Below are 24,378 nucleotides of genomic sequence, written 5' to 3' on the forward strand. Positions count from 1 at the left end.
GCGCCCGGCCTGCCGGCCGCCGACGCCTCGACAGCGGCCAGACGGGGCGCCAGACTCGAGATGTCGATCGCGGACGAGGGAGCGCGCGGGACATGGACGAAGTGACCACCCAGTTCCTCACCGGCAACGAGGCCGCCCTGCGGCTGACCGTGGCGCTGCTGCTCGGCGCGCTGATCGGCATCGAGCGCGGCTGGGTGGCCCGTGAGAAGAAGGCCGGGGAGCGCATCGCCGGGATCCGCACCCATGCCCTGGTGGGCCTGCTCGGCGGCCTCGCCGCGCTGCTCTCCGAGGCCGTCAGCGAGTGGGCCTTTCCCTTGCTGCTGCTGGCCGTGGCCGGGATTTCCCTGGTCGCCCAGCGCGCGCGCATGCCCCACAGCCGGGACTACAGCATCACCAGCCTGATCGGCTTGCTGCTGACCTTCTGCTTCGGCGCCGTGGCGGTGGCCGTCGACCTGGCCCTGGCCGCCGCCTGCGCGGTGGTGACGGCGCTGATCCTCGACAACAAGCGCGAGATCCACGGCCTGCTCAACAAGCTGCAGGCCCACGAGATGGACGCCGGCCTCAAGCTGCTGCTGATCACGGTGGTGATGCTGCCGCTGCTGCCCGACCGCGGCCTGGGGCCCGGCGACGCCCTGAACCCCCACGAGATCTGGTGGATGGTGGTGCTGATCGCCTCCATCTCCTTCATCGGCTACTTCGCCATGCGCCTGGGCGGCGCCGAGAAGGGCATCCTGTTCACCAGCCTGTTCGCCGGGCTCAGCTCCTCCACCGCCCTGACCCTGCACTTCGCCCGCCTGTCGCGGCAGAACCGCGAGCTCTCGCCGCTGCTGGCGTCCGGCATCCTGATCGCCTGCGGCACCATGTTCCCGCGCATCCTGCTCTACTGCCTGGTGATCCAGCCCGCCCTGCTGCCCCGGCTGGTCCTGCCGATCGGCGTGATGGGCGTGCTGCTCTACGTGCCGGCCCTGGTCATCTGGCGCGGCCATCGCCGGGACACCAAGGTGGACCGCCCCGAGCGCCACCAGAACCCCCTGGAGCTGCGCATGGCCCTGCTGTTCGGGGTGCTGCTGGCGGTGATCATGGTGCTCGGCCAATGGCTCAAGGAGTGGCTGGGCGATGCCGGCATCTACCTGCTGGCGGCCTCGTCCGGCGTGGCCGACGTGGATGCCATCACCCTGTCGCTGACCCGCATGTCCCAGGGCACCATCGACCTGTCAACGGCGGTGCTCGGGATCATCATCGCCGCCTCGGTGAACAACGCCATCAAGGCCGCCATGGCGGCCGGCCTGGGTGGGGCGGGGCTGGGGCGGCGCGTCGCCCTGCCCATGGCGCTGTCGCTGCTGGCGGGCCTGGGGCTGGCCTGGGGGCTGTCCGGCTGACGCCGGCTACATGGCGACCTCGGCCGGCTCGACCAGCCGGGCGAAGACGCCGTAGGCCAGCTGCATGACCTCGTGATGGTTGCCGGCGTTGAAGGCGATCATGTCGGCCTCGGCCAGGTGCGGCGAGACAAACACCTCCAGCTCGAAGAGGTTGCCGAAGGGCGGCATGGCGCCGGGCTCGCAGTCGGGAAAGCGGCGGCTGAAGTCGTCTTCCGGCACCAGGTCGACGGCGCCGGCGCCCACGGACTGGGCCAGCCGCGGCAGGTCCACGCGATCGGTGGCCGGCAGCACCACCAGGGCGAGGCGGCCGTCGATGTCGACCATCACGCTCTTGGCGAAGTGGCGACCGGGCACGTGGGCGGCCTCGGCGATCTCCTGGGCGGTGTAGGCCGGGGAATGCTGCTGGATGACATATTTCACGCCGTTCTCGTCGAGAAAGCGCTTCACGCGTTCCATGGACATGGGGGCACCCTCCGAGGATGGTTCAAGGGCCGGAACCCCGGGAAGCGGCGGGCTCCTGAAAAAAGCCTAGCAGCCTTTTCCGCGCCCGCGCCGCCCCGCCCGGCCGTCGCCGAAGCGCCGGGCCACCAGGCTCGCCAGGTCGTCCTCGCAGTCCGCCCCGGGCGCCCGGGCCTCGTCGCCGTCGCGGTACTTGCCGGTACGCACCAGGCAGGCCTCCAGGCCCAGCGCCCGGGCGGCGGCCACGTCGCACTCGACGTCGTCGCCGACCATCAGCGCCTCTTCCGGCGACACCTCGGCGTCGGCCAGCACGGCGCGGAAGAACCCCTCGGCGGGCTTGCCGAGCACCACCGCCTCGATGCCGGCCGCATATTCCAGGGCCCGCACGAAGGGCCCCGCATCCAGATGCAGCGCGCCGTCACGGCGAAAGTAGCGGTTGGTGCCCACCGTCAGCAGCGGCGCGCCGCGCTGCAGCAGCTGGAAGGCGGCGTCCAGGCGGTCATAGTCGAGTCGCTCCGCGGCATCGCCGAGCACCACGGCATCGGGGGCGTCGCTCGCCAGGTCGGCGAACTCGGGGTCGAGGTCGGCATGGATCAGCAGGTAGGGCCGCAGGCCATGGCGACGCAGGTGCGCCTTGATCGCCGCCGGTGCGGTGAAGATCTGCGCCGGCTCCACCGCGAAGCCCAGCTCGCGCAATTCGGCGTGGACCCGCTCGCCGGTCTTGCGCGAGGTATTGGTGACGAAGCGCAGTGCCAGCCCTGCCGCCTGCAGCCGGGCCACCGCCTCGACGGCCCCGGGCAGGGCTCGGCCGTCTTCATGGAGCACGCCGCCGATATCGAGCAGTACCGCCTTGAGCATGAGGCACCTCCGCCGCCGTCAGCGACGGCGTCGGGCGCGTCGACGCCGCCGGTTCTCTCCGGGCCGCCCATGCGGGCGGGCTCGGACATCAGGATAGCGAATGCCGCGCGAGGCGTAGCCCCCGCTTCAGCCGGACGCCGCCGCCTCGCCCCGCGACAGCCAGGCCTCCGCCAGCCAGCACCCGGCGCGCAGGATCTCGTCGTCGCGGGTGCCGGCATAGCCCAGCACCAGCCCCGGCCGCCCCGGCGCCTCGAGATAGTGGCTCGACAACGGCGACAGGGTGATGCCATGGGCCGCGCCGCGCTCAACCAGGGTCGCCTCGAGGTCGAGATCGTCCAGCCAGGCCACCAGGTGCATGCCGGCCTGCCCCTCCGACAGCGTGAGCCCCCGCGCCACGGCCGGCGCCAGCGCACGGCGCAGCAGCGCCTGGCGCCGCCGGTAGCAGTCGCGCATCCGGCGCACGTGCCGCGCGAAGTGGCCGGCGGCGATGAACTCGGCCAGCGCCGCCTGGACCGGGTACTGCGCCTCGCGATGCAGGCGGGCATTGGCGCGCCGGAAGGGCTCCACCAGCGCCTCGGGCAGCACCAGGTAGCCGAGCCGCAGCCCCGGATACAGCACCTTGCTGAGGGTGCCGACATAGATCACCCGCGCCGCCTCGGCGAGCCCCTGGAGGGCGGCGACGGGACGCTGGCCGTAGCGGAATTCGCTGTCGTAGTCGTCCTCCACGATCCAGGCGCCGTGTCGCTCGGCCGCCTCGAGCAGCGCCAGGCGACGGGCGAGGCTCATGGTCACGCCACTGGGATACTGGTGGGAGGGCGTCACGTAGATCAGCCGTGGGGCGGCGTGGCCGGCCGGCACGCGTCCGGGATCCAGGCCCTCGCCGTCCACGGGGACCGGCACCGCCTCCAGGCCGGCGGCATCGAAGCAGGCCCGGGCGCCGCCGTAGCCGGGCTCCTCCATCCACACCGCGTCGCCGGGGTCGCCCAGCAGCCGCGCGACCAGCTCGAAGCCCTGCTGGGCGCCCTGCACCACCAGCACCTGTTCCGGCCGGCAGCGCACCGAGCGCGACAGCCGCAGGTAGTCGCACAGCGCCTCGCGCAGCGCCGCCACGCCGCCCTCGGCGCGGTAGTCCAGCCAGGCCTCGGGCAGGCGCCGCTGGTGACGCCTGAGCAGCCGCTGCCAGAGCTCGCGAGGAAAGCGGTCGAGGGCGGGCACCCCCGGCGGGAAGGCCTCGTGATGCCCCTGCGACGCGCCACAGGCGCGCAGCAGGCGCTCGCCCCGCGCCGACAGCGAGACCGACGCGGCCTTCTCCGGAGAAGCCTCCGGAGGCGTCTCGACGCCGCCGAACGGCAGGTCGGCGACGAAGGTGCCGGCGCCGGGGCGGGTCAGCAGGAAGCCCTCGGCGACCAGCTGATCGATGGCGTCCAGCACCGTGTTGCGCCCCACCCCCAGCTCCCGGGCCAGGCGGCGCGACGACGGCAGGCGGCTGCCGCTGGCCAGGCGTCCCGCCTGGATCCAGGCCCGCAGCGCCCGGTACAGGCGGCGCGTCAGCGGCAGCGCGGAGGGCTCGCTCAACTCGATGCCCAGCGCCTCGCCGAGCCAGTCGGCATGTGCGACGGCAACCGGTTCCATGATTTTCCTCGAGACTGGTCCTTATCAGGGAACCACTATGCCGACAGACTCCGGGACTGTCATCGCCGATCCGCCCAGGGAGGTCACCATGCCCATCCGCCATGCCCGGCTCGCCGACATCGAGCCTCTCGGCGCGCTGCTCGACGGCTACCGCGTCTTCTACGCCCAGGCCAGCGACCCGCACGCCGCCCGCCGCTTCGTGGCCCGGCGCCTGGAACAGGGTGACTCCCACCTGCTGGTGCACGAGGACGACGACTTGTTGACGGGCTTCGTCCAGTGCTACCCGCTGTTCAGCACCGTGCGGCTGGCCCGGCAGTGGCGGCTCAACGACCTCTTCGTGGCGCCCGAGGCCCGCGACCGGGGCATCGGCCGCGCCCTGATGCGGGCCGCCGCCGACCAGGCCCGGGCCGAAGGCGTCCACCAGTTGACGCTGGCCACCGGCGCCGACAACCGGGTCGCCCAGGCCCTCTACGAATCGGAGGGCTGGCGGCGCAACGAGGCCTTCCATCACTACGCCCTGAGCCTCGATGGCGGGAGGCGCCATGCACCGTCCGCATGACACCCGAATGTCGCTTGCCGAGGCCCAGGCGCTGATCGACGCCCACGGCTTCGCGACGCTCACCGATGACCGCCTGCGGGTCAGCCATCTGCCCCTGGTGCTGGCCCGCGACGAAGGCCCGCTGGGCAGCCTCTACGGCCACTTCGCCCGCGCCAACCCCCACTGGCACGGGCTGGAGGGCCGGCGGGTGCTGGCCGTCTTCCAGGGGCCCCACGCCTACGTCTCCCCGCGCTGGTATGTCACTCGGCCGGCGGTGCCGACCTGGCACTATGTCGCCGTCCACGCGCGCGGCGTCCTCGAGCGGCTCGACGATGCCGCCACCCTGGCGTCCATGGAGGCGCTGGTGGCCCACCATGAGCCCGGCCTGCGGGAGGACACGGCGCTCGGCGACGCGGCCTACCGCCGCCGGTTGCTGGCGGGGGTCGTCGGCTTCCGCATCCGCCTGGACGACCTGCAGGGCAAGGCCAAGCTCGGCCTGCACCGCTCGAGCGCCGATCAGGCCGGCGTACTGGCCGGGCTGGACGCCAGCGGCGATCCGCTGGCCCGGCGGCTCGGGCGCTATACGCGACGCTGCCTCGAGGACATGCCCGGCTCGGAGGGAGAGGAGGCCTGTCGGTAGCGCCGGCGCCGTGGCGACGAGGCGTGGCTCAGGAGTCCGAGGCCGAGACGGACGGCGCCGCCTCGGCCTCGCCGTCGCACTCGAGCCCCAGGAAGCCGCCGGACTGACGCCGCCACAGCGCCGCGTAGAGGCCGTCGCGGGCCAGCAGCTCGCGGTGGCTGCCGACCTCGACGATGCGCCCCTCGTCGACCACCACCAGCCGGTCGAGCATGGCGATGGTCGACAGCCGGTGGGCGATGGCGATCACCGTCTTGCCCGCCATCAGCGCGTAGAGCTGCTCCTGGATGGCCGCCTCGACCTCGGAGTCCAGCGCCGAGGTGGCCTCGTCGAGCACCAGGATCGGCGCGTTCTTGAGCAGCACCCGAGCGATGGCGATGCGCTGGCGCTGGCCGCCGGAGAGCTTCACGCCGCGCTCGCCGACGTGGGCGTCCAGGCCGCGCCGCCCCTGAGGATCGACCAGCTCGTCGAGGAAGGTGTCGGCATGGGCCTGGCGCACCACCCGCATGATCGCCTCGTCGTCGGCCTCTGGGCTGCCGTAGCGGATGTTGTCACGCACCGAGCGGTGCAGCAGCGAGGTGTCCTGGGTGACCATGCCGATGTGGCGGCGCAGCGACTCCTGGGTGACGCCGGCGATGTCCTGGCCGTCGATCAGGATGCGCCCGCCCTGCAGGTCATAGAAGCGCAGCAGCAGGTTGGCGAGCGTCGACTTGCCGGCCCCGGAGCGGCCGATCAGCCCGACCTTCTCGCCCGGGGCGATGGTCAGGTCGAAGCCCTCGAAGACGGGCCGCGAGGGCGCCGCCGCGGGCCGCTCGTAGCCGAAGCGCAGCGCCTCGAAGCGGATCTCGCCGCGCGACACCGCCAGCTCGCCGGCGTCCGGCGCATCCTGCACCGCCGGCTCCCGCGCGATGGTGTTGATGCCGTCCTGCACGGTGCCGATGTTCTCGAACAGGCTCGCCACCTCCCACAGGATCCAATCGGACATGAAGCGGATGCGCATCACCAGCGCGATCGCCACCGCGATCACTCCCAGCGACACCAGTTCCAGGTACCAGGCGCCGATGGCCAGCGTCGCCACCGAGGCCAGCAGCAGCGAGTTGAGCGCCGTCAGCGACACCGACAGCCAGGTGGCCAGGCGCATCTGGCGATGCACCGTGGCCATGAACCCCTCCATGGCGTCCCGGGCGTAGGCCTGCTCGCGCCGGCGGTCGGCGAACAGCTTGATGGTCTGGATGTTGCTGTAGCTGTCGACGATGCGCCCGGTCATCTGCGCCCGGGCATCGGCCTGGGCCATGGAGACCGCCCGCAGCCGCGGCACGAAGAGCCGCATCAGGGCGACATAGCCGGCCAGCCACAGCACCAGCGGCACCACCAGCCAGGGCTCGGCGCGGCCCAGCAGCCACATGGCGCCGACGAAGTAGACGGCCACGTAGACCAGCAGGTCCATCAGCTTCATGACCGTCTCGCGGATCGCCAGCGCCGTCTGCATCACCTTCTGCGAGACCCGCCCGGCGAACTCGTCCTGGAAGAAGGCCATGCTCTGAGCCAGCATCTGGCGATGGGAGAGCCAGCGGCCGAGCATGGGATAGTTGCCGAAGATGCCCTGGTAGGTGAACAGCGAACGCAGCAGCACCAGCAGCGGCAGGCCCACCAGCACCAGCGCCGCCAGCCCCGCCAGGCGCCAGCCGTGGACGGCGAAGAAGATCGTCCGGTCGGCGTCGCTCAGCCAGTCGACCAGCTGCCCCATGCTGTGGAAGAACACCAGCTCCACCGCCGAGACCAGCCCCGAGACCACCGACATGGCCACCAGCAGCCACGCCACCGGTCGCGAGTAGTGGCGGATGAAGGCCAGCAGCCCGCGCGGCGGCACGCCCAGCTCGCGCTCGGGATAGGGGTCCACCAGGGTCTCGAAGAAGCGGAACATCGGCATCTCCCGAGGCAACGCAAAATGGCAACGCCCTCAGCATGCGCGCGCCGCCGACACCCGGCAAGGGCGCGGCGGCGCATGCATTGCTCGGCGCGATAGAGGGGCGTCGGGGCACCCGAGCCGCCCACCTCGATGACGTGTCGACGCCGGCGGCTCATCCCCCCTCGTAGGGTCGCGACCAGAGCTGCGTCGGTTCGTGGCGGCCGAGCACTTCCTCGACCTCGCGCCGGCCCTCGTCGGGAATGATCACCTTGACCTCCCCGCGCTCCTCGTCGAGGAACAGCGACTCCCGGGGAAGGCCGTCGGCGACGAGCTCGTCGAGGGCGTTGCGGGCCTTGAGGCGGTCCGGGTAGGCCGCCGTGAGAGTCTGGGTCATGACCGGCTCCTTGCGGTTGGGGACTCCCCCTCAGCATGGTCCCGAAGGCCGCGCCGCGACAACGTCGACATCAATCGCGCTCGTGCAGACGCCAGTCGTTGTCGGTGAGCGGCTCGCCGCCTTCGGGGGTGACCCGCACCGTGTCGCTGAGGCCGATGCCGAAGCGCCCCGGCAGGCGCAGGCACAGCGGCAGGTGGAAGACCATGTCGGCCTCGAAGGCGCGCTCCTGGCCCCGGGCGATGTAGCCGGTGCCCTCCACCCAGCTGGGCGGGAACTGGGCGCCCACCGCATAGCCGAACACCCCGGAGAAGAAGGCCCGATCGGCCAGCGGCGCCAGGGCCGCCTCCCCGGCGCGGGCCGCGTCATCGAAGGTGTTGCCCGGCCGCATGGCCGCGCACAGCGCCTCGAAGATCGCCCGACAGGCGTCGCGCAGCGCGCGCATCTCGTCGTCGGCCCGCCCCGCCACGGCGGTGCTCATCATCGGCGCGGTATAGCGCTGCCAGGCCGCGCCGAACTCCAGGAACACCGGCTCGCCCGCGCCGATCGCCCGGCGCTTGTGGTTGACGTGGATGGTCCCCGAACGCGCCCCGACGGTGACGATGGGCTGCAGGCTCATGAACTCGCTGCCCGCCGCCAGCATCGCCCGGGCGCCCTCCGCCGCCACCGCGTCGTCGGTGACGCCGGGGGCGATGGCCCGACGGGCGGCGCGGATGCCCAGCCCGGTGATCCGCGCGCTCTCGCGCAGCCAGTCGAGCTCCAGCGGGCTCTTGACCAGGCGCAGCGCATCGACCAGCGCGCCGCCGTCGTCGCGGAAGCGCTCGGCGCCGAGCCGCGCCTGCAGCGGCGCCAGCACCCCGGGACGCAGACCGGCGCTCATCGGGTCCAGGCCGATGCGCCGGCACGGCGCCAGTCGCTCGGCCAGCGGCTCGATCACCTCGCCGGGGTTCTCCCAGCGGTAGCCGATCACCTCGTCCACCCGGGCGGTGACCACCGCCGGGCCGGTCTCGATGGACGGCACCTGGAGGACCAGGCGCTCGGCGGTGACCACCAGGCAGGCGTGCACCGACACCTCGAAGGTGTGGTAGCCGGTGAGGTAGTGGAGGTCCGCCGGATCGGTGAGCAGCAGGCCCTCGAGGCCGGCCGCCGCCATGGCCTCGCGCAGGCGGCGGCGGCGCGCGGCCAGCTCGGGCTCGGGGAAGGGCACCTCGCTGCCGGCGAGGCGCTCGGCCAGGGCCTGACGATAGGCGTGATGATCCATGCGCGCGCTCCTGCCGGGGGGCCTCCGGCCAGTGTAGCCGGGGGCCGCCGCCCCGCGACAGCGGAAAACAGGGCTGTTACGGCGGCACGCGGTTACGTAGAATTCTGGCCCGATATTCGTCGAACAGGACAGTGCAATGGGCAGGGCCTTCCAGAACCGCAAGGAATCCATGGCCAAGACGGCCGCCGCCAAGACCAAGGTCTACAGCAAGTACGGCCGCGAGATCTACGTCTGCGCCAAGCAGGGCGGGGTCGACCCCAACAGCAACCTGGCGCTGCGCGGCCTGATCGAGCGCGCCAAGAAGGACCAGGTGCCGTCCCACGTGATCGACAAGGCGCTGGACAAGGCCAGCGGCGTCGGCGGCGAGGACTACGCGCCGGCCCGCTACGAGGGCTTCGGCCCCGGCAGCGCCATGGTCATCGTCGAGTGCCTGACCGACAACCCCAACCGCACCATCGGCGACGTGCGCACCTGCTTCACCAAGACCAAGAGCAAGCTGGGCACGCCGGGCAGCGTCAGCCATATGTTCGACCACTGCGCCATCCTGGCCTTCGCGGGCAGCGACGAGGACGCCGTGCTCGAGGCGCTGATGGAGGCCGACGTCGACATCACCGACATCGAGAACGAGGACGGCCGGATCACCGTCTTCGCGCCGCACACCGAGTACGCCAAGGCCAAGCAGGCCCTGATCGACGCCTTCGGCGAGCTGGAGTTCGAGGCCGACGAGATCCAGTTCCTGCCCCAGACCACCACCCCGGTGGAAGGCGACGACGTGGCGCTGTTCGAGAAGCTGCTGGACATGCTCAACGACCTCGACGACGTTCAGAACGTCTACCACAACGCCGAGCTCGACTGAGGCCGACGCCTCGCCCCTCCCGGCGAGGCGCCCCGGCCCCCGAGCCGCAAGGGGCCATGATGCGACGCCGCCGCTTCGTCATCCAGGCGCGGCCTCACCGGGTCGCGGCGCGGCACTACCGCCGATACGTCATGCTGTGGCTGTCCACCCCGCTCGGGGCCGCCGTGCACGCGGCCTTCGTCCCCCTGCTGGCGGGGCTGGACCTGCCCCGGCTGGCGGCCGCCCATGCCGCCGGGGCGGCCGCCTGGGCGCTGGCCTTCGTCGCCAACCACCGGGGGCGCCACACCCTCGCCGCCGCCCTGGCCGGCCTGGATGCCGCGGCGCAGGCCCTGCTCGCCGACCTGTGGCTGGGCCCCGCCGCCGGCTTCCATTACTACCTGTGGCCGGTGGCCTGCCTGGCGGTGCTCGCGCCGCGCATGCGGCCGCGCTTCTCGGCGCCCTTCGGCCTCGGCCTGCTGGGCCTGTTCACGGCCCTCGAGCTCGCCCCCGGCGGCCCGCCGTCGCCGCTGGCGGCGCCCTGGCCGACGGCCCTGGCCGCGCTCAACATCGGCCTGTCGGCCGCCGGGCTGGTGATGCTGGGGCTGGTGGTGCGCAGCGTCAACGAGTCCCAGGAGCGCAACCTGACCGAGCAGGCCACCCGGGATGCCCTCACCGGCCTCTACAACCGCCACTTCGCCACCGACTTCCTGCGCCAGCTCGGCGAGCGCAACCGGCGCACCGGCGAGGCCAGCACCCTGGCGCTGGGCGACCTGGACCACTTCAAGGCGATCAACGACCGCCATGGCCACGACGTCGGCGACGACTGCCTGATCGCCGTCGCCGAGCGCCTGCAGGCCCACTTCCGGGCCTCGGACTGCCTGTGCCGCTGGGGCGGCGAGGAGTTCTTGATCGTGCTCCCCGGCACCACCCCGGCGGAGGCCCGGAGCGTCCTCGAGCGCTTCGCCGCCGCCCTGCGCGGGACGCCCGATGTCGCCGGCACGCCGATCCGCCTGACCATGAGCTTCGGCGCCACCCTGCTGGCGCCCGGGGAAGCCGTCGAGCGCGCCCTGGAGCGCGCCGACCGGCTGCTCTACCGGGCCAAGGCGCTGGGGCGCGACCGGATCGTCGGCGATGACGCCCCCTGAACGCACGCGGCCGGCCCCGAGGGGCCGGCCGCGTGGCGTCATCGGCATCCCCCTCAGGTCAGGTGGCGCACCTCGAAGCGCGCCAGCACCTCGCCCCGGGCATCGTAGAACTCCAGGCGATCGGCCAGCACGCGATAGCGGTCGACCCGCTCGAGCATCGCCAGGAAACGCGACTCCAGGCGCATGGCATCGGCGCAGGCCATGCGGGTGCTGGCCAGCGCCCCGAAGCTCAGCGTGCTGGCGTCCCGCTGGTAGCTGCCGGTGAGGCGGTTGCAGCCGGTGGCCCCGGCCACCCGACCCTCGCTGGGGTGGAAGACCAGGTGCGGCTCGCGGCCCGCGTCGACGGCCGGCACCGGCGCGCCGTCCAGCTCGATCAGCTTCCAGTAGGTGTTTTCCAGGGATTCGGTCACGAAGGCCTCGGTACGCTTCAGCCGATAATCCAGCTCGGAGTCGATCCGCCGCCCCTCGAGGTCGAGCATCTCCAGGGTCCGGGCATCCTGCACCCGCCATTGCCGCGGGCCCTGATCGCCGCCCGCCAGGGTCAGGGTGCGGCCCGCGCCGTCCAGCGACCACTGGCCCTGCTCGTGGAAGCGCCGGCGCTCGCCCTCGCCCAGGTAGTCGGTCTTCAGGGTGTAGACCCCGTCCGGGAACAGCGACAGCCGGTAGCGGATGCCGGCGCAATCGGCGCAGGGCAGCTCGCCCTGGAAGCTCGCCGGCAGCTCGCCCAGGGCGACCTCGGGATCCGAGGCACGCTCCAGGGCCGCACAGCCCGCCAGCCAGAGCGCGGCGAACAGGAAAAAGGAAAGATGGAAGATCCGTTTCATGGCAATTCATCCCGATATTCGAAGGCAAGTCGATAAATCGACCTCAGGATGAGCGAAAGGTTCGGACCGCGCCTCACTCCACGCGAATCGTGATCGCCTCGGAGACCACCGGGGGATCGAAGCTCAGGTGGCGATGGTCCATGAACAGCAGCTGCAGGGTATGCTCGCCGGGCGGCAGCGACAGGGTGGTCTGGGTCTGGCCGCCGCCGAAGTGGCGGGTCTGCTCGGTGGCCGGCAGCGGGGCGCCCAGGTCCACCTCCGCCAGGGGGGTGTCGATCAGCAGGTGATGGTGGCCGGTGGCCTCCCGCTCGACGCCGGCCGGCGCCACGCCCATGCCCTCGAGGCCCATGCGCACGGTGACCGGGCCGCTCACCGTGGCGCCGTCCGCCGGCGAGATGAAGTAGACGGCGGCGTCCTCCGGCGGCGCCGCGGGCGCCATCTGGGCCAGGGCCGAAGACGCCAGCAGGACGCTGCCGACCAGCAGCCCCGGAATACCGAACGTGACGAATCGCATGCCGATACCTCCTGTATCCGTGATATCAAGGTGCCCGGCCGCGGGCACGCCCCCGCAGTGTAGCAGCGGCGCGCTCAGGAGCGCGGAGGGGAGGCCCGCCGGTCGCGGTCCAGCTCGGCCCGCAGCCGCGCCCCGCGCTGGGGCCGGCCGAGCAGGAAGCCCTGCAGCTCGTCGCAGCCCAGGTCGGCCAGGAAACGCCGCTGGCGCTCGGTCTCGACGCCCTCGGCGACGACCCGGAAGCCCAGTCTGTGAGCCATGTGGATGATCGCCTCGAGCAGGGCCTCGTCGTCGGCGTCGCCGGGCACGTCGGCCAGGAAACCGCGATCGATCTTGAGCAGCTCGATGGGCAGCCGCTTGAGGTAGGTCAGCGAGGAATAGCCGGTGCCGAAGTCGTCGATGGCCAGCCCCACCCCCATGGCACGGATCTGGTGCAGCACCGGCAGCATCTGGTCGACGTTGTCCATCAGGTGCGTCTCGGTGATCTCCAGCTCGAGCCGGTGAGGCGCCAGGCCCGCGTCCGCCAGCGCCGCCTGGATGTCGCGGATCAGGTCGGGCTCGTGGAGCTGGCGCGGCGAGAGGTTGACCGATACCGGCACCGCCCGCGACGCCTCGCCCCAGGCCGCGGCCTCGCGGCAGGCGGCCTCGAGCACGAAGCGGCCGAGCTCGACGATCAGCCCCGAGTTCTCGGCGATGGGAATGAAGGTCCCCGGCGGCACCGAGCCGTGCGTCGGGCTCTCCCAGCGCAGCAGGGCCTCGGCGCCGACCACGCGCCGGCCGGCGATGTCGAAGCGCGGCTGATAGAGCACGTAGAGCTCGTCGTTGGCCAGTGCCTGGCGCAGGCTCGCCTCGTAGCGCAGCCGCAGCCGGTGGCGCTCGTCGATGTCCGGATCGAAGATCAACACCCGCTCGCGACCCCGGGCCTTGGCCTCGTACATGGCCTGGTCGGCGCAGCGCAGCAGCGCCTCCGAGGTCCGGCCGTGCCGCGCGGCGAGGCTGATGCCCAGGCTGGCGGTGGCGAAGCAGCAGAGCACTCCGAGGTCGTAGGGCTCGCCCAGGACCCGGAGGATGCGCCGAGCCACGGACATCACCAGGTCCTCCCGGGACAGGCCGCGCAGCATGATGACGAACTCGTCGCCGCCGAAGCGTGCCACGGTGTCCCGGGGCTGAACGCAGCTACGCAGGCGATCGGCCACCCGGCACAGCAGCTCGTCGCCCAGGGAGTGGCCATGGGTGTCGTTGATGTCCTTGAAGCGATCCAGATCGACGAAGACCACCGCGGTGGCCGCGCCGTCCTCGGCCTGGAGCGCCTCTTCCAGGCGCAGCGCGAACAGGCTGCGGTTCGCCAGCCCGGTCAGGGCATCGTACCAGGCCAGCCGCTCGAGGCGCTGTTCGGCCACCTTGAGCGCGGTGATGTCGCTGAACAACAGCATGTGTCGGCGACGTCCCTGGCGGTCCGACGACAGGGTGGTCGCCGAGACCAACACCGGCAGGCCCTCGCCGTCGCCCCGCGGGAACTCGCACTGCCCCTGCCAGCGCTGCCCCTCGGTGAGCGCATGGGTGACCTCGGGGTGGTGCAGCAGGAAGTCGCGGATCGCGGCGGTGTCCCGGCCTCCCTCCCGGCCGCTCAGCTCGGCGAAGGCGCGATTGGTCATCTGCGCCCGGTGGCGATCGTCGAGGACCGCGATCGCCTCGTCGGTCTCGGCGAACACCTGATGGGTCAGCTCGAGCTGATCCTGAACCTGGCGCAGGTCGGTGATGTCGGTGGCGACGCCGCCGATCAGATAGGGGCGCCCCGCGTCGTCGAGGATCGGGAACTTGGTGATGCGATAGCGGCGGGCGCCGTCCGGGGTGTGCAGGGTGGCGTGATAGGTGACCGGCCCCTGGCGCTCGAGCAGCTCGTCGTCCGAACGGGTGGCCCGCGCCATGACCTCCTCGTCCAGGGCCTCGTCCACCGCCACACCGTCGAGGGCGTCCGGGGTGGTGCCGAGTGCCCAGGCATAGCGCCGGTTGACCAGCCGGTAGCGCCCCGCCAGGTCCTTGACGAAGATCAGGTCCGGGGCGTGCTGGATGATGCCCTCCAGGTACTTGTCGCGCTCCCGGATGCGCTCCAGCATGGTCTCGAAGGCCTTGCCCACGCGGTTGAACTCGCGGAAGCGCCCGCCGCGGAAGGGCCGCGGTCGCCCGCTCTCGGGCACGGCCTCGGCATAGCGCACCAGGCTGTCCAGGGAACGGGCGGTGAAGCGGCGCAGCACCAGCATCATCCCCACCCCGGCGGCCACCACCAGCAGGGTGGCATAGAGCAGGCTGGCGACCTGGGTATTGCGCAGGGCCAGCAGGCCGTCGTCGGGCAGCAACAGCCCGACCCGGTAGACGTCGCTGTCGCCGATGCGCAGCGGATGGGAGTGGAAGACGCCCTCGTCGGTCAGCATCACCGGGCGCTCCGGCACCGGCAGGCGCGGCGCGCGACCGTCGGCCAGGCGGGCATCCAGCAGGCGCCCGTCCAGGCTGAGCGTCGTCGCCCGGGCGCCGAACAGGCCCTGCAGGGCATTGGTGATCCAGAAGCTGTCGTCGAGGACCACGAAGCTGTGCAGGCGCCCGATCACCCGGCCCAGCGTCGGCTCGACGATCGGCAGGCTCAGCCGCAGCAGGTTATAGGGCCGCCCCTGGTGCTGCGCCTCCAGCGAGGTCCAGGTGGCCAGCGGGCCGGGGGCGCGGCTCAGCTCGCCGAGCGGCAGCGGGGTCCCCAGCAGGCTGACGCTGGCCAGGGCGCGGCCGTCCTCCCCCGAGACCACCAGGGCATCGACCTGTTCGCCGTGGAGCTCGCCCAGCATCTCCCTCAGCACGCCCTGGAGGCGCGCCGGCGGGGCCTCGCCCAGGGCCGCCACCAGGCGCGCCTCGTCGGCGATGCTCTCGCTCTGGCGCTGGATGCCCTCGAAGTGCGTCGAGATCACCCGCTCGAGGATGCGCTGGTTCTGGCGATGCGCCTGCTCGGCGCCCTCCCAGAGGGCCTCGCGGGCGCCCAGGTAGGCGGCCGACAGCAGGATCAGCGACACCACGGCCAGCAGCGCCAGCAGCAGCGCCAGCACCAGCCGGGAGAAACGCCAGACCCGCACTCAGTCCTCCTCCGGAATGCCGCTGAGGCGGAAGGCGCGGCGCTCGAGGCGGGCGATCTCCGCCGCCGGGGTGTCCCGGGTGACCAGGGCGATATCACCGGCGAAGACCCGCGGCACCCGGTCGGCCTGGTCGATCAGCGCCAGGCGTATCGCCTCGGCCATGGCCACGCCGTTGTCATCGTTGATGCGCATGGCCGTCACGTCCAGGCCACCGTCCTTCAGGGCCTCGAGCTCCGCCGCGCCGCCGCCCCAGCCGTTGAGCAGCACGTCCAGGCGATCGGTCTCGCGCAGCGCCCGCAGCGCCCCCAGCGCCACGTCGGTGGAGTTGGCGAAGATCATCTTCAGGTCGGGATGGGCCTCGAGGGTCTCCAGGGTGGCGCGGTAGGCCGTCTCGGCATCGCCCCCGGTATAGTAGGCGGCCGCCTGCTCCACCTCGGGGTAACGGGCGGCCTCGGCGGCGAAGGTCCCGCCGCGCATGCGGCTCACGTAGCCGGGCGAGAAGTACAGCATCAGGTACTTGCCGTGATGGCCGGCCCGCTCGAGCATCCACTCGGCGATGCGCCGCGTGCCCTGGGCATGGTCGAAGCCCACGTAGAGGAAGGGCGGCTCGTCCTCCCAGGCGGCCAGGGGGGTGGTGATGTTCTGCAGGATCAGGCGCGGATCGCCCAGCGCCAGTATCCGCTCGATCATGCGCCGATGCGAGACCGCGTCCAGGGTGAACGCCAGGTAGTCGGGGCGCCATTGCAGGGCCGAGGTCAGCTGGCGCGCCTGCAGGTCGATGTCCACCGAGGGCCGCGACATGAAGGTCCGCAGCTCATAGGGGATATGCAGCGCGTCCAGGCGCGCCTCCAGGGAGGCCAGGCTGCGTCGCCAGTAGTCCGAGGCCTGCAGCCCGGGGTAGATCACGGCGATGCGCTGCACCCGCCGCGGCGAGGCGGCCAGCGGCATGGGCGGCGACTGGACGCGATCGGCGAAATCCGCCATCAGGGCCTGCTGGCCGGGGTGGCGGTCGAGGAACCGCTCGAGGCGCACGTAATCGTCCGCCGCCCGGGCCTCCGCGAGGAACGTCACGAGGGTTATCAGGGCGCTCGCCAGGCAGGCGAGCCGGGACAGCGATCGGCATCCAGCCATCGATCCTTCCTTCCATCCTGGAACTCCATCGGCCACGGTCATGCCGGGCCCCGAGGGTCCACTGTACCGTACGGCGGCCCGGCTGCCGATGCCGAAGGCTCGCCGAGGCTGCGTGGATGGCAGTTAAGCCGAGCATGGGGGAAAGCGCAACATCCGGCGGCGCTCACGCGCGACCAACGCCCTCGGCTGTTAGGGTGGGCGATGAACCGCCAGGAGATGCGCCCCGTTGCGATTACGACTCCAGCCGCCCCTCAAGCGTCTGTCAGGCCTCGCCCTCGTCGTCCTGCTCGGCCTCGCCGCCTGGTTCGGCGGCGCCGGGCCGCGCCTCGCCCCGCCCGGGGAGAGCGGGGTGCTCGAGGTGGCGACTCGCAACGCCGCCACCACCTACTACCTGGATCGCCACCGCACGCCCGCCGGTCCCGAGCACGACCTGGTCGAGCGCTTCGCCGAGGCCAACGGCTGGCGGGTCGAGTGGTCGCTGCACGACACCACCGCCGAGGTGCTGGCGGCGCTGGACGCGGGCGAGGTGCACCTGGCCGCGGCCGGCCTCACCCACCTGCCCGAGCGGGATGAACGCTTCGCCCGGGGGCCCGCCCACACCGAGATCGTCGAACAGCTGGTCTGCCATCGCGACGCCCGCCCCCTGCCCCGGCGGCTCGACGCCCTGGCCGGTCGCGAGATCCGCGTCACCGCCCGCTCCAGCTACGCCACGCGGCTCAAGGCCCTGGTCAACCGCCACAGCGGGGTCCGCTTCCGGGAGGATCCGCGCAGCACCGAGAGCCTGCTGCGGGCGGTGGCCGAGCGGGACATCGACTGCACCGTGGCCGACGCCAACATCGTGCGCATGGCCCGGCGCCACTTCCCCCACCTGGAAGTCGCGCTCAACCTGACCGGCCGGGAGTCGCTGGGCTGGTACCTGGCCGACGACCAGCCGGCCCTGGCCGAGGCCGCCCGCGACTGGATGGCCGGCGACGCCGGCCGGGCCGCCCGGCAGGACGTGCAGGCCCGTTACTACGACTACCTGGGCGAGTTCGACTTCGTCGACCTGCGGGCGCTGAACCAGCGCATCGAAAAGCGCCTGCCGCGCTTCCTCGACCTCTTCGTGGCGGCCGAGCGGCGCACCGGCATCCCCGCGGACCTGCTCGCCGCCCTGGCCTACCAGGAATCCCACTGGGATCCCCAAGCCGTGTCGCCCACCGGGGTGCGCGGCATCATGATGCTGACGCGCAACACCGCCAAGTCGCTGGGCGTGACCGACCGCCTGGACCCGGCCGCCGCCATCGAAGGCGGCGCCCGCTACCTGGCCGATCGCCGCCAGCGCCTGCCCGAGGCCATTCCCGAGCCCGACCGCACCTTCCTGGCGCTGGCCAGCTACAACATCGGCCGCGGCCACGTGCTGGACGCCCAGCAGCTGGCCCGGGAGCTGGGCAAGGACCCGCACTCCTGGGCCGACATGAAGGAGGTCCTGCCGCTCAAGGCGGACCGCCGCTACTACCCCCGCACCCGTTACGGCTATGCCCGCGGCTACGAGCCGGTGCACTACGTGGAACGCATCCGCAACTACCGCGACGTGATCCGCCACGCCCTGGAGGCCTCGCCGGCCCTCGAGGCCGACACCGCCCAGGCCCGCGCGGACGGCGGCCCGGCCAGCGGCTGAGCCGCCTCAGGCCAGCCCGCCCAGGGAGCCCCCCGCCAGCTGCGCGGCGATGCCCGCCATCATCAGCCCGATGGCGCCGTCGATGGCTCGCCAGGCGCCGGGCCGCGACAGCCAGGGCGAGAGCAGCGCCCCGCCCCAGGCCAGCAGGCTGAACCACAGCACCGAGGCGCTGCCGGCCCCGGCCACGAAGGCCGCGGCGCTCTCCTGCTGAGCCCCGACGGACGGGATCAGCAGCAGGGTGTCCAGGTAGACCTGGGGATTGAGCACGGTCACCGCCAGGGTGGCCAGCAGCACCCGCCCGCGGCCCCGCTCGCCGCCCCCGCCGGTCTCCAGGCCCCCGCGCCCGGTGCCGGCCCGGTACAGCGCCTGGGCGGCCAGCCAGCCGAGGAAGGCCACGCCCAGCCAGCGCAGCGCCTCCAGCGCCCCCGGCACGGTCAGCAGCACCGCGCTCATGCCGAACATCCCCGCCGCCACCAGCAGCAGGTCGGTGCCCATGCACAGCCCCGCGGACCACCAGTGGTGCTCGCGCCGCACGGCCAGCCCCAGCACGTAGGCGTTCTGGGCGCCGATGGCGACGATGATGCCGCCGCTCACCACCAGCCCGATCAGGTAACTCTCCAGCATCTCGCCCTCCTCCATGAACGCGCCTCGCGGGGCGGGCGCCTGAACTGCCGAGACGCCAGCCTAGCGCCGCTCCGTTATACTGAAAAATCATCCTCCTAATGCCACATCAGTTTTGCTTATGCTCGACTACAAGCTGCTCGAGGCCCTGGCCACGGTCGTCGAGTGCGGCGGCTTCGAGCGGGCCGGGGCGGAGCTCGGCCTCTCCCAGTCGGCCGTGTCGCAGCGCATCAAGGCCCTAGAGGTCCGCCTCGGCCAGCCGGCGCTGATCCGCCACCCGCACCTGGAGCCGACGCCCGCCGGCCGCCGCCTGCTCACCCACTACCAGCAGGTCCAGCTGATGGAACGCGAGCTGCGCACCGCCCTGCCGACCCTGGACGCCGCCTCGTCGCGCCTGCGCATCGCCATCAACGCCGACAGCCTGGCCACCTGGTGGGCCGAGGCCATCGGCGCCTTCTGCCGCGACGAGGGGCTGCTGCTGGACCTGGTGATCGAGGATCAGGACGTGGGCCTGCGGCGGCTGCGCGACGGCGACGTGGCGGCCTGCCTGTGCGCCGGCGACCAGCCCATCGCCGGGGCCCGCTGCGAGCCGCTGGGCAGCATGGTCTACCACCCCTACGCCACGCCGGCCTACATCGCCCGCCACTTCCCCGAGGGCCTCACCGAGGACGCCTTCCGCCGCGCCCCGGCCATCGTCTACGGCCCCCACGACCAGCTGCAGCATCGCTTCCTAGCCCAGTGCGGCTATCACGGCGCCTTCCCCTACCACCTCTGCCCCTCCTCCGAGGGCTTCGTGCGGCTGGCCGCCGCGGGCATGGGCTACGGCATGATGCCGCGCCGGCAGGTGGCGGACCTGGTCGCCGACGGCCGCCTGGTCAGCCTCGCCCCGGGGCGCGCGCTGACGGTGCCGCTGCACTGGCACTACTGGCGCCACAGCGGCGCCCTGCTCGAGCGCATGACGAGCGTGCTGCGCCGGGTGCGACTAACCTGAACTCGTTAGCCGACTGGCATGTCCCCGGAAAATCGGTAGGATACCGGGCCATCCCACCACCGACGGAGGCCGCAGCACGATCGATCCACATTCCAAGCCAGAAGGAGGTTCCCATGAAGGTCTACAAGCCCGAATGGCGATGCACGCTGAGCGTGACCGAAGGCGCGGAAGATTCGACCGACTGGAAGACGCGCATGGCCTGGCGTCTGCGCCGGATGGCCGACCGCCTGGAAGGCGGAGGAAGAACGATCAAGCTCGACTGCCAAGTCAGCCCGGAGGTCGCCAGGGAGGACGTCGACGACTGCCTGGGCAAGGGCTTCGCGGTGAGTCAGCGCCTGCTCACCGAGCTCGCCCAGCAGGCCGCCTGCGAGGACGTCATGCGCGACGCCAAGGCGGAACTCTTCGAGGAGCAGGAGACCGCCGCCGAACCCAAGCACTGACGGCGACACCCCCGACGCCCCGCGGCCCCCGGCCCCGGGGCGTCTCGCCTTCCGCCCCGGGGCGAGCGAGCGCTCGCCGACTCAGTCCCCGTCGCCGAACAGGGCCGCATAGGGGCGCCGGATCATCTCGCGCACCTCGCCCAGGGCGAAGACCCGCCCCCGCTCGTCGAAGGGCTGCCCCGCGAACCACAGCCGCACCACCGGCAGCGAGAAGACCCGCTGCTGAGCGCACAGCGCGGCGGCCTCCCCCTGACAGTCGACGTAGAAGGCGCGCAGACGCGGGAACTCCTCGGCGAGCATCGCCGAAAGCGGCGGCGCCAGGGCGTGGCAGACGCCGCAATGGCGGCCGCCGAACAGCACCAGCACCGCCGGATGGTCGGCCAGGGCCGCCGCGAGGGCCTCGGGGGACGTCAGGGTCTGCATGCATCGGGCTCCGGGCGGGGACAGGAAGGCGAGCGGGTGACAGCATGCCGCATCCCGCCGACAATGCCAGCTCCGCCCCTCGACATCGCAAGGATCGCTCGCCATGCCGTTCGCCGTCAGCCTGATCGCCCCCTCGTCGTTCACCGCCCCGGAAGCCGTGGCCGACGGCATTCGCGGGCTCGAGGCCCTGGGCGTGACGGTCAGGGTGGCGGAGCCGCTGCATGCCCCGCGGCGCTACCTGGCCGGCAGCCGCGCACACCGCCTGGCCCAGCTGCACGCCGCCTTCGACGACCCCGAGACCCGGGCCGTCTGGGCGGTGCGCGGCGGCTACGGGGCCGCCCAACTGATCGACGGCATCGACTGGCCCCGCCTGGCCCGCCGGGCCAAGCCGCTGATCGGCTATTCCGACGTCACCGTGCTGCTCGACCACTGCCACCGCCACGGCCTGCCGGCCATCCACGGCCCGGTGGCCAAGGCCGCCGGCGGCCTGCTGAGCGGCGCCGACGCCGAGCGGGCGGTGGTGCGCCGCCAGTTCGAGGAGACCCTGGCGCTGATCCAGGGGCCGACATCCCTCGACTACCCCCTGACGCCCTACGCGGACGCCCCGGCCAGCCTGGAAGGGCCGGTGGTCGGCGGCAACCTGGCCACCCTGGCGAGCCTGGTCGGCACCCCGGCGGCGTTCGTCGCCCCGCCCGGCGCCCTGGTGATCCTCGAGGACGTGGGCGAACCCTACTACCGCCTGGAACGCGCCCTCTGGCAGCTGGTCCACGGCGGCGCCCTGGAGCGGGCCGGCGCGGTCTGCCTGGGCACCTTCGAGGGCTGCGCCCCCTACGGCGATAGCTCCCTGGAGGCGATCGTCGCCGAGACCCTGGCGCCGCTGGGCGTGCCGCTGTTCTCCGGCCTGCCGGTGGGCCACGGCCTGCACAACCGCCCCTGGCGCTACGGCGCCACCGGGCGCATCGAGTGCGGACGACTGAGCATCGCCGGATAGCGGCCTCGCCTGGGGCAGGCACCGACCAGGCGTTCGGCGGGGAGGTAGCGCCGGATTACCGATAGACCAGCGTGGCCTTCTCCACGATCACATCCGCCCGCCGTCCCCTGTCTCGGCTCGCCGTGACGAACTGGCAACTGGCTGATCGGTTCCCGGTAGAGCTCGTCGGTGGAGTGATGAATGGGCAGGACCCTGCCGGAGTCGATTCGCCATGCGCATCGCGTCGTACGCCCCCATGCCGATCTGCCCAAGGAGCCGCTGGTGCCGACCCGCCCCATATGCGGCACCAGGATATCGAGCTCGCCGAGCGAGCCGGTCTGGCGGACACCGCAACGCCCGGCGGCGAGCTGAGCGCCACCGGCCAGGCGCCGGGATGGCGTCTCCCGACGCGAACGAGGCTTCCCTGGAGCCCACGCCAGGGAAGCCTCGTCGGATCGCTCGCCCCGGGGCAGCCGCGAGGGCCGCCTCGGGGGCTCGGCTCAGAACCGGTAGGCCGCGGAGAGCTTGACGTTACGGCCCGGCTCGAAGTCGTCCAGCGTGAAGCCGCGCGCGGTGCCGGTGCGGGAGGCGTGGGAGACGTACTGCTCGTCGAACAGGTTGTCCACCCCCAGGGTCAGCACCAGGCCGTCCATCTGGACCGGCGCCCACTGGGCATAGAGCCCATGCACGTTGTAGCCCTCCTTGACCGGCGCATCGGGCAGCACGTTGTCCTCTTCCAGCACCCACCGTGACTGCCAGCCCATTTCCAGGCCCAGGTCATACAGGGCATAGCCCAGGTCCAGGGTGATCACGTCTCCCAGGTCGGCACTGCGGCCGTTGGCGTCCTGGGCCGGGGTGTCGTGGGTGCGGTTGTCGGCATCGGAACGGGAGTAGCTCAGCTTGGCACTGAAGGCCTCGTAGCCGTAGAGGGCGCTGGCCTCGAAGCCCTTGAGGCGCACGTCCCCGTCGTTGACGATGTCGTACTGTCCCGCGTTCCAGACCGCCCGGATGGAATCGTCGATATCGGTCTGGAACAGCGTGAGGTTGGAAGCGAAGCGGTGCGGGCCGTGGTCGTAGCGGTAACGGGCGCCGATCTCCGAGTTCAGGCCGGTCTCGGGCTCGATGTCGTCCGCCAGGAACGCCTGCTCCTGGTAGCGGATGAAGCTCTCGAACAGGGCCGGCGCCTTGAACAGCTCTCGGGCGCTGGCGAACAGGGTGAGGTTGTCGGTGAGCGCGTAGTCGGCGGCCAGGGCCCAGCTGACCTCGCTGAAGCTGTCATCGCCGGTCACCGCGTCGCGCTCGAAGTGGTCATAGCGCACCCCAGGAGTCACGGCGAACGCATCGGTGAGCTGCAGCCGGTCTTCCAGGTACAGCGCGGTGGTGACGCCCTCTTCCTCGAGCCAGGGATCGCTGCCGTACCTGGACCGGCTCTCCTGGCGATTGAGGTCCAGGCCATAGGTGAACCGGTGATCGAGCGGGCCGGTGGCCAGGCGGGAGACGGCCCGCACGTTGGCACCGGTGTTGATGTTCTCGGCGGTATTGTCGGACAGCCGGTTGGCAGGCCAGCGAATGTCGATCTGCGACTCGTCGCGGTTCAGCTCGATCTGGTTGCGGTAGAGGCCCGCTTCCAGCTCCAGGGCCGGGCCCAGGTCGTAGGCATAGTTCAGGGCCAGGGTGTCGCGGGTGTACTCGGTGGGCAGCACCAGGTCACCGGACAGGCCGTCGTTGGCGGGCCCACCCATGTCGGGCCGCGGGCTGTAATCGCCCTCGTCCTGATAGCGGTCATAGCTGAGTTGCAGGCGCTGCGCGTCCCCCGGCTCCCAGCCCAGCTTGACCAGCATGTTGCCGACCTCGCCGTCGGAGCCGATGGTCTCGTTGCCCTCGCCATCCTCGAAGTTGTCGCGATCGATCTGGTAGCCGTACAGCAGGCCATCGACGGAGTCGGTGAGCTGGCCGTAGAGGGTGGCGGAGCCCTGCCGATAGGCGTTGCTGCCATAGCCGGCGTAGAGGCGGGCCCCGAACCGCTCACCCGGTCGCAGCATGTCCCGGCCGCTCTTGGTCTCGAAGTGCACCGAACCGCCGAGGCCGCTGTTGGTGACCGAGTTGTTGCCCACCTGCACGTCCACGGACTGGATGATGTCCGGGTTCAGGGTCAGGTTGCCGATATGGTGGAACATGCTGGCGTACTGGGAAGCGCCGTCCAGGCGGATGTCCAGGTCGGTCTCATCGAGGCCGCGGATATTGATCCGCTGGGTGACCGAGTGGGTGCCCCCCACGTCCACGCCGGGGATGTCGCGCAGCAGGTCGGACAGGTGATCGGCCTGCTTGATCTCGATGTCCTGCCCGCCCAGGTATTCGGACGAACTGGTGACCCTGGCCCCCCAGACCTGCATCGTCTCGAGTTCGCCCGGCTCGCCTTCGCTCTCGGCCAGGAGCGGGGTCGAGGCGAGCGCGGCGGCGACGGCCAGACTCAGCGGCGTCAGGCGGAACGGGAGAGGACGGGAGGGGGACCAGCGACGGTGAACCATAGGTGAGCATCCTGCGCGAACCGATCATCAGACGATCGAGAATGAGTGAAATGATATTGATTCTCGATTATGGTACCGCCTGCTCAGACGAATCAGAAGACAGGATGATGCTGCCGAATCGG

Annotated in this window: 22 protein-coding genes; 9 read left to right on the forward strand and 13 right to left on the reverse strand. The window is 71.8% G+C overall.

The annotated features are described in order from the left end of the window. Positions 1-92 precede the first annotated feature (92 nt). Complete coding sequence (locus tag QC818_RS07865; RefSeq protein WP_309652287.1) at positions 93-1,379, forward strand: MgtC/SapB family protein; 1,287 nt, start codon at positions 93-95, stop codon at positions 1,377-1,379. Positions 1,380-1,385: 6 nt separating this feature from the next. On the opposite strand, the gene QC818_RS07870 is transcribed toward QC818_RS07865, so the two are convergent. The 3 genes from QC818_RS07870 to pdxR form a co-directional block, all read right to left on the reverse strand. Beyond that, positions 1,386-1,841 (reverse strand): aminoacyl-tRNA deacylase, encoded by a 456-nt coding sequence (locus tag QC818_RS07870; protein WP_309652288.1) that lies wholly within the window; start codon positions 1,839-1,841, stop codon positions 1,386-1,388. Positions 1,842-1,907: 66 nt separating this feature from the next. Continuing rightward, the gene (locus QC818_RS07875) at positions 1,908-2,696 is read right to left on the reverse strand and encodes a TIGR01458 family HAD-type hydrolase (RefSeq protein ID WP_309652289.1); all 789 of its coding nucleotides are present in this window, start codon (positions 2,694-2,696) and stop codon (positions 1,908-1,910) included. Positions 2,697-2,822: 126 nt separating this feature from the next. Next, positions 2,823-4,328 carry a MocR-like pyridoxine biosynthesis transcription factor PdxR gene (gene pdxR / locus QC818_RS07880; RefSeq protein WP_309652290.1) on the reverse strand — a complete coding sequence of 502 codons (1,506 nt, stop codon included), beginning with the start codon at positions 4,326-4,328 and terminating at the stop codon, positions 2,823-2,825. Between the two features lie 88 nt (positions 4,329-4,416). Here pdxR and QC818_RS07885 point away from each other — a divergent pair, with 88 nt between their 5' ends. After that, positions 4,417-4,887, forward strand: a complete 471-nt coding sequence (locus QC818_RS07885; RefSeq protein ID WP_309652291.1) for a GNAT family N-acetyltransferase — start codon at positions 4,417-4,419, stop codon at positions 4,885-4,887. After that, positions 4,871-5,506, forward strand: a complete 636-nt coding sequence (locus QC818_RS07890; protein ID WP_309652292.1) for an FMN-binding negative transcriptional regulator — start codon at positions 4,871-4,873, stop codon at positions 5,504-5,506. Before QC818_RS07885 ends, QC818_RS07890 begins: the two co-directional genes overlap by 17 nt. Positions 5,507-5,534: 28 nt before the next feature. Here the strand turns inward: QC818_RS07890 and QC818_RS07895 are convergent, their stop codons facing one another. The 3 genes from QC818_RS07895 to QC818_RS07905 all read right to left on the reverse strand — a co-directional run bounded on the left by QC818_RS07895 (position 5,535) and on the right by QC818_RS07905 (position 9,064). After that, positions 5,535-7,427, reverse strand: a complete 1,893-nt coding sequence (locus tag QC818_RS07895) for an ABC transporter ATP-binding protein (RefSeq protein WP_309652293.1) — start codon at positions 7,425-7,427, stop codon at positions 5,535-5,537. A 157-nt stretch (positions 7,428-7,584) separates the two neighbouring features. After that, positions 7,585-7,806: a hypothetical protein gene (locus QC818_RS07900; RefSeq protein ID WP_309652294.1), complete on the reverse strand. Its 222-nt coding sequence runs from the start codon at positions 7,804-7,806 to the stop codon at positions 7,585-7,587. 70 nt (positions 7,807-7,876) lie between these two features. Beyond that, positions 7,877-9,064 carry a M24 family metallopeptidase gene (locus tag QC818_RS07905; RefSeq protein ID WP_309652295.1) on the reverse strand — a complete coding sequence of 396 codons (1,188 nt, stop codon included), beginning with the start codon at positions 9,062-9,064 and terminating at the stop codon, positions 7,877-7,879. A 136-nt stretch (positions 9,065-9,200) separates the two neighbouring features. On the opposite strand from QC818_RS07905, the gene QC818_RS07910 reads away from it, so the two are divergent. Together QC818_RS07910 and QC818_RS07915 are read left to right on the forward strand one after the other, a co-directional pair. After that, a complete protein-coding gene (locus tag QC818_RS07910) occupies positions 9,201-9,920 on the forward strand; it encodes a YebC/PmpR family DNA-binding transcriptional regulator (RefSeq protein WP_309652296.1) in 720 nt (239 codons plus the stop codon). Between the two features lie 56 nt (positions 9,921-9,976). Beyond that, positions 9,977-11,044 carry a GGDEF domain-containing protein gene (locus QC818_RS07915; protein WP_309652297.1) on the forward strand — a complete coding sequence of 356 codons (1,068 nt, stop codon included), beginning with the start codon at positions 9,977-9,979 and terminating at the stop codon, positions 11,042-11,044. A gap of 53 nt (positions 11,045-11,097) precedes the next feature. Here QC818_RS07915 and QC818_RS07920 read toward each other — a convergent pair whose 3' ends face one another. From QC818_RS07920 to QC818_RS07935, 4 genes are all read right to left on the reverse strand, one after another. Next, positions 11,098-11,868, reverse strand: a complete 771-nt coding sequence (locus tag QC818_RS07920) for an META domain-containing protein (protein ID WP_309652298.1) — start codon at positions 11,866-11,868, stop codon at positions 11,098-11,100. A gap of 73 nt (positions 11,869-11,941) precedes the next feature. Further along, a complete protein-coding gene (locus QC818_RS07925) occupies positions 11,942-12,382 on the reverse strand; it encodes a DUF4399 domain-containing protein (RefSeq protein ID WP_309652299.1) in 441 nt (146 codons plus the stop codon). 74 nt (positions 12,383-12,456) lie between these two features. Beyond that, a complete protein-coding gene (locus QC818_RS07930) occupies positions 12,457-15,495 on the reverse strand; it encodes an EAL domain-containing protein (protein WP_309652300.1) in 3,039 nt (1,012 codons plus the stop codon). After that, the gene (locus QC818_RS07935; RefSeq protein ID WP_309652301.1) at positions 15,496-16,566 is read right to left on the reverse strand and encodes a substrate-binding domain-containing protein; all 1,071 of its coding nucleotides are present in this window, start codon (positions 16,564-16,566) and stop codon (positions 15,496-15,498) included. A gap of 286 nt (positions 16,567-16,852) precedes the next feature. On the opposite strand from QC818_RS07935, the gene mltF reads away from it, so the two are divergent. Then, positions 16,853-18,283, forward strand: a complete 1,431-nt coding sequence (mltF, locus tag QC818_RS07940; protein ID WP_309652302.1) for a membrane-bound lytic murein transglycosylase MltF — start codon at positions 16,853-16,855, stop codon at positions 18,281-18,283. Positions 18,284-18,289: 6 nt separating this feature from the next. Here mltF and QC818_RS07945 read toward each other — a convergent pair whose 3' ends face one another. After that, positions 18,290-18,907 (reverse strand): LysE/ArgO family amino acid transporter, encoded by a 618-nt coding sequence (locus QC818_RS07945; protein ID WP_309652303.1) that lies wholly within the window; start codon positions 18,905-18,907, stop codon positions 18,290-18,292. A 118-nt stretch (positions 18,908-19,025) separates the two neighbouring features. Between QC818_RS07945 and QC818_RS07950 the strand changes: the two genes are divergently transcribed. Together QC818_RS07950 and QC818_RS07955 are read left to right on the forward strand one after the other, a co-directional pair. Beyond that, positions 19,026-19,895, forward strand: a complete 870-nt coding sequence (locus QC818_RS07950; protein WP_309652304.1) for a LysR family transcriptional regulator ArgP — start codon at positions 19,026-19,028, stop codon at positions 19,893-19,895. Between the two features lie 113 nt (positions 19,896-20,008). Continuing rightward, complete coding sequence (locus tag QC818_RS07955) at positions 20,009-20,335, forward strand: hypothetical protein (RefSeq protein WP_309652305.1); 327 nt, start codon at positions 20,009-20,011, stop codon at positions 20,333-20,335. 81 nt (positions 20,336-20,416) lie between these two features. On the opposite strand, the gene QC818_RS07960 is transcribed toward QC818_RS07955, so the two are convergent. Continuing rightward, on the reverse strand, positions 20,417-20,758 hold the full coding sequence (locus QC818_RS07960; RefSeq protein WP_309652306.1) for a thioredoxin family protein: 342 nt from the start codon (positions 20,756-20,758) through the stop codon (positions 20,417-20,419). A 103-nt stretch (positions 20,759-20,861) separates the two neighbouring features. On the opposite strand from QC818_RS07960, the gene QC818_RS07965 reads away from it, so the two are divergent. Beyond that, positions 20,862-21,749 carry a S66 peptidase family protein gene (locus QC818_RS07965; RefSeq protein ID WP_309652307.1) on the forward strand — a complete coding sequence of 296 codons (888 nt, stop codon included), beginning with the start codon at positions 20,862-20,864 and terminating at the stop codon, positions 21,747-21,749. Positions 21,750-22,228: 479 nt separating this feature from the next. Here the strand turns inward: QC818_RS07965 and QC818_RS07970 are convergent, their stop codons facing one another. Beyond that, positions 22,229-24,256 carry a TonB-dependent siderophore receptor gene (locus QC818_RS07970; RefSeq protein WP_309652308.1) on the reverse strand — a complete coding sequence of 676 codons (2,028 nt, stop codon included), beginning with the start codon at positions 24,254-24,256 and terminating at the stop codon, positions 22,229-22,231. Positions 24,257-24,378 lie beyond the last annotated feature (122 nt).

It is taken from the genome of Halomonas koreensis, assembly GCF_031451675.1.
Lineage (GTDB): Bacteria > Pseudomonadota > Gammaproteobacteria > Pseudomonadales > Halomonadaceae > Halomonas > Halomonas koreensis.

Coding starts and splice junctions, on each gene's coding strand:
- QC818_RS07865 (WP_309652287.1), top strand. CDS start 93: ATGGACGAAGTGACCACCCAGTTCCTCACCGGCAACGAGGCCGCCCTG.
- QC818_RS07870 (WP_309652288.1), bottom strand. CDS start 1,841: ATGTCCATGGAACGCGTGAAGCGCTTTCTCGACGAGAACGGCGTGAAA.
- QC818_RS07875 (WP_309652289.1), bottom strand. CDS start 2,696: ATGCTCAAGGCGGTACTGCTCGATATCGGCGGCGTGCTCCATGAAGAC.
- pdxR (WP_309652290.1), bottom strand. CDS start 4,328: ATGGAACCGGTTGCCGTCGCACATGCCGACTGGCTCGGCGAGGCGCTG.
- QC818_RS07885 (WP_309652291.1), top strand. CDS start 4,417: ATGCCCATCCGCCATGCCCGGCTCGCCGACATCGAGCCTCTCGGCGCG.
- QC818_RS07890 (WP_309652292.1), top strand. CDS start 4,871: ATGCACCGTCCGCATGACACCCGAATGTCGCTTGCCGAGGCCCAGGCG.
- QC818_RS07895 (WP_309652293.1), bottom strand. CDS start 7,427: ATGTTCCGCTTCTTCGAGACCCTGGTGGACCCCTATCCCGAGCGCGAG.
- QC818_RS07900 (WP_309652294.1), bottom strand. CDS start 7,806: ATGACCCAGACTCTCACGGCGGCCTACCCGGACCGCCTCAAGGCCCGC.
- QC818_RS07905 (WP_309652295.1), bottom strand. CDS start 9,064: ATGGATCATCACGCCTATCGTCAGGCCCTGGCCGAGCGCCTCGCCGGC.
- QC818_RS07910 (WP_309652296.1), top strand. CDS start 9,201: ATGGGCAGGGCCTTCCAGAACCGCAAGGAATCCATGGCCAAGACGGCC.
- QC818_RS07915 (WP_309652297.1), top strand. CDS start 9,977: ATGATGCGACGCCGCCGCTTCGTCATCCAGGCGCGGCCTCACCGGGTC.
- QC818_RS07920 (WP_309652298.1), bottom strand. CDS start 11,868: ATGAAACGGATCTTCCATCTTTCCTTTTTCCTGTTCGCCGCGCTCTGG.
- QC818_RS07925 (WP_309652299.1), bottom strand. CDS start 12,382: ATGCGATTCGTCACGTTCGGTATTCCGGGGCTGCTGGTCGGCAGCGTC.
- QC818_RS07945 (WP_309652303.1), bottom strand. CDS start 18,907: ATGCTGGAGAGTTACCTGATCGGGCTGGTGGTGAGCGGCGGCATCATC.
- QC818_RS07950 (WP_309652304.1), top strand. CDS start 19,026: ATGCTCGACTACAAGCTGCTCGAGGCCCTGGCCACGGTCGTCGAGTGC.
- QC818_RS07955 (WP_309652305.1), top strand. CDS start 20,009: ATGAAGGTCTACAAGCCCGAATGGCGATGCACGCTGAGCGTGACCGAA.
- QC818_RS07960 (WP_309652306.1), bottom strand. CDS start 20,758: ATGCAGACCCTGACGTCCCCCGAGGCCCTCGCGGCGGCCCTGGCCGAC.
- QC818_RS07965 (WP_309652307.1), top strand. CDS start 20,862: ATGCCGTTCGCCGTCAGCCTGATCGCCCCCTCGTCGTTCACCGCCCCG.
- QC818_RS07970 (WP_309652308.1), bottom strand. CDS start 24,256: ATGGTTCACCGTCGCTGGTCCCCCTCCCGTCCTCTCCCGTTCCGCCTG.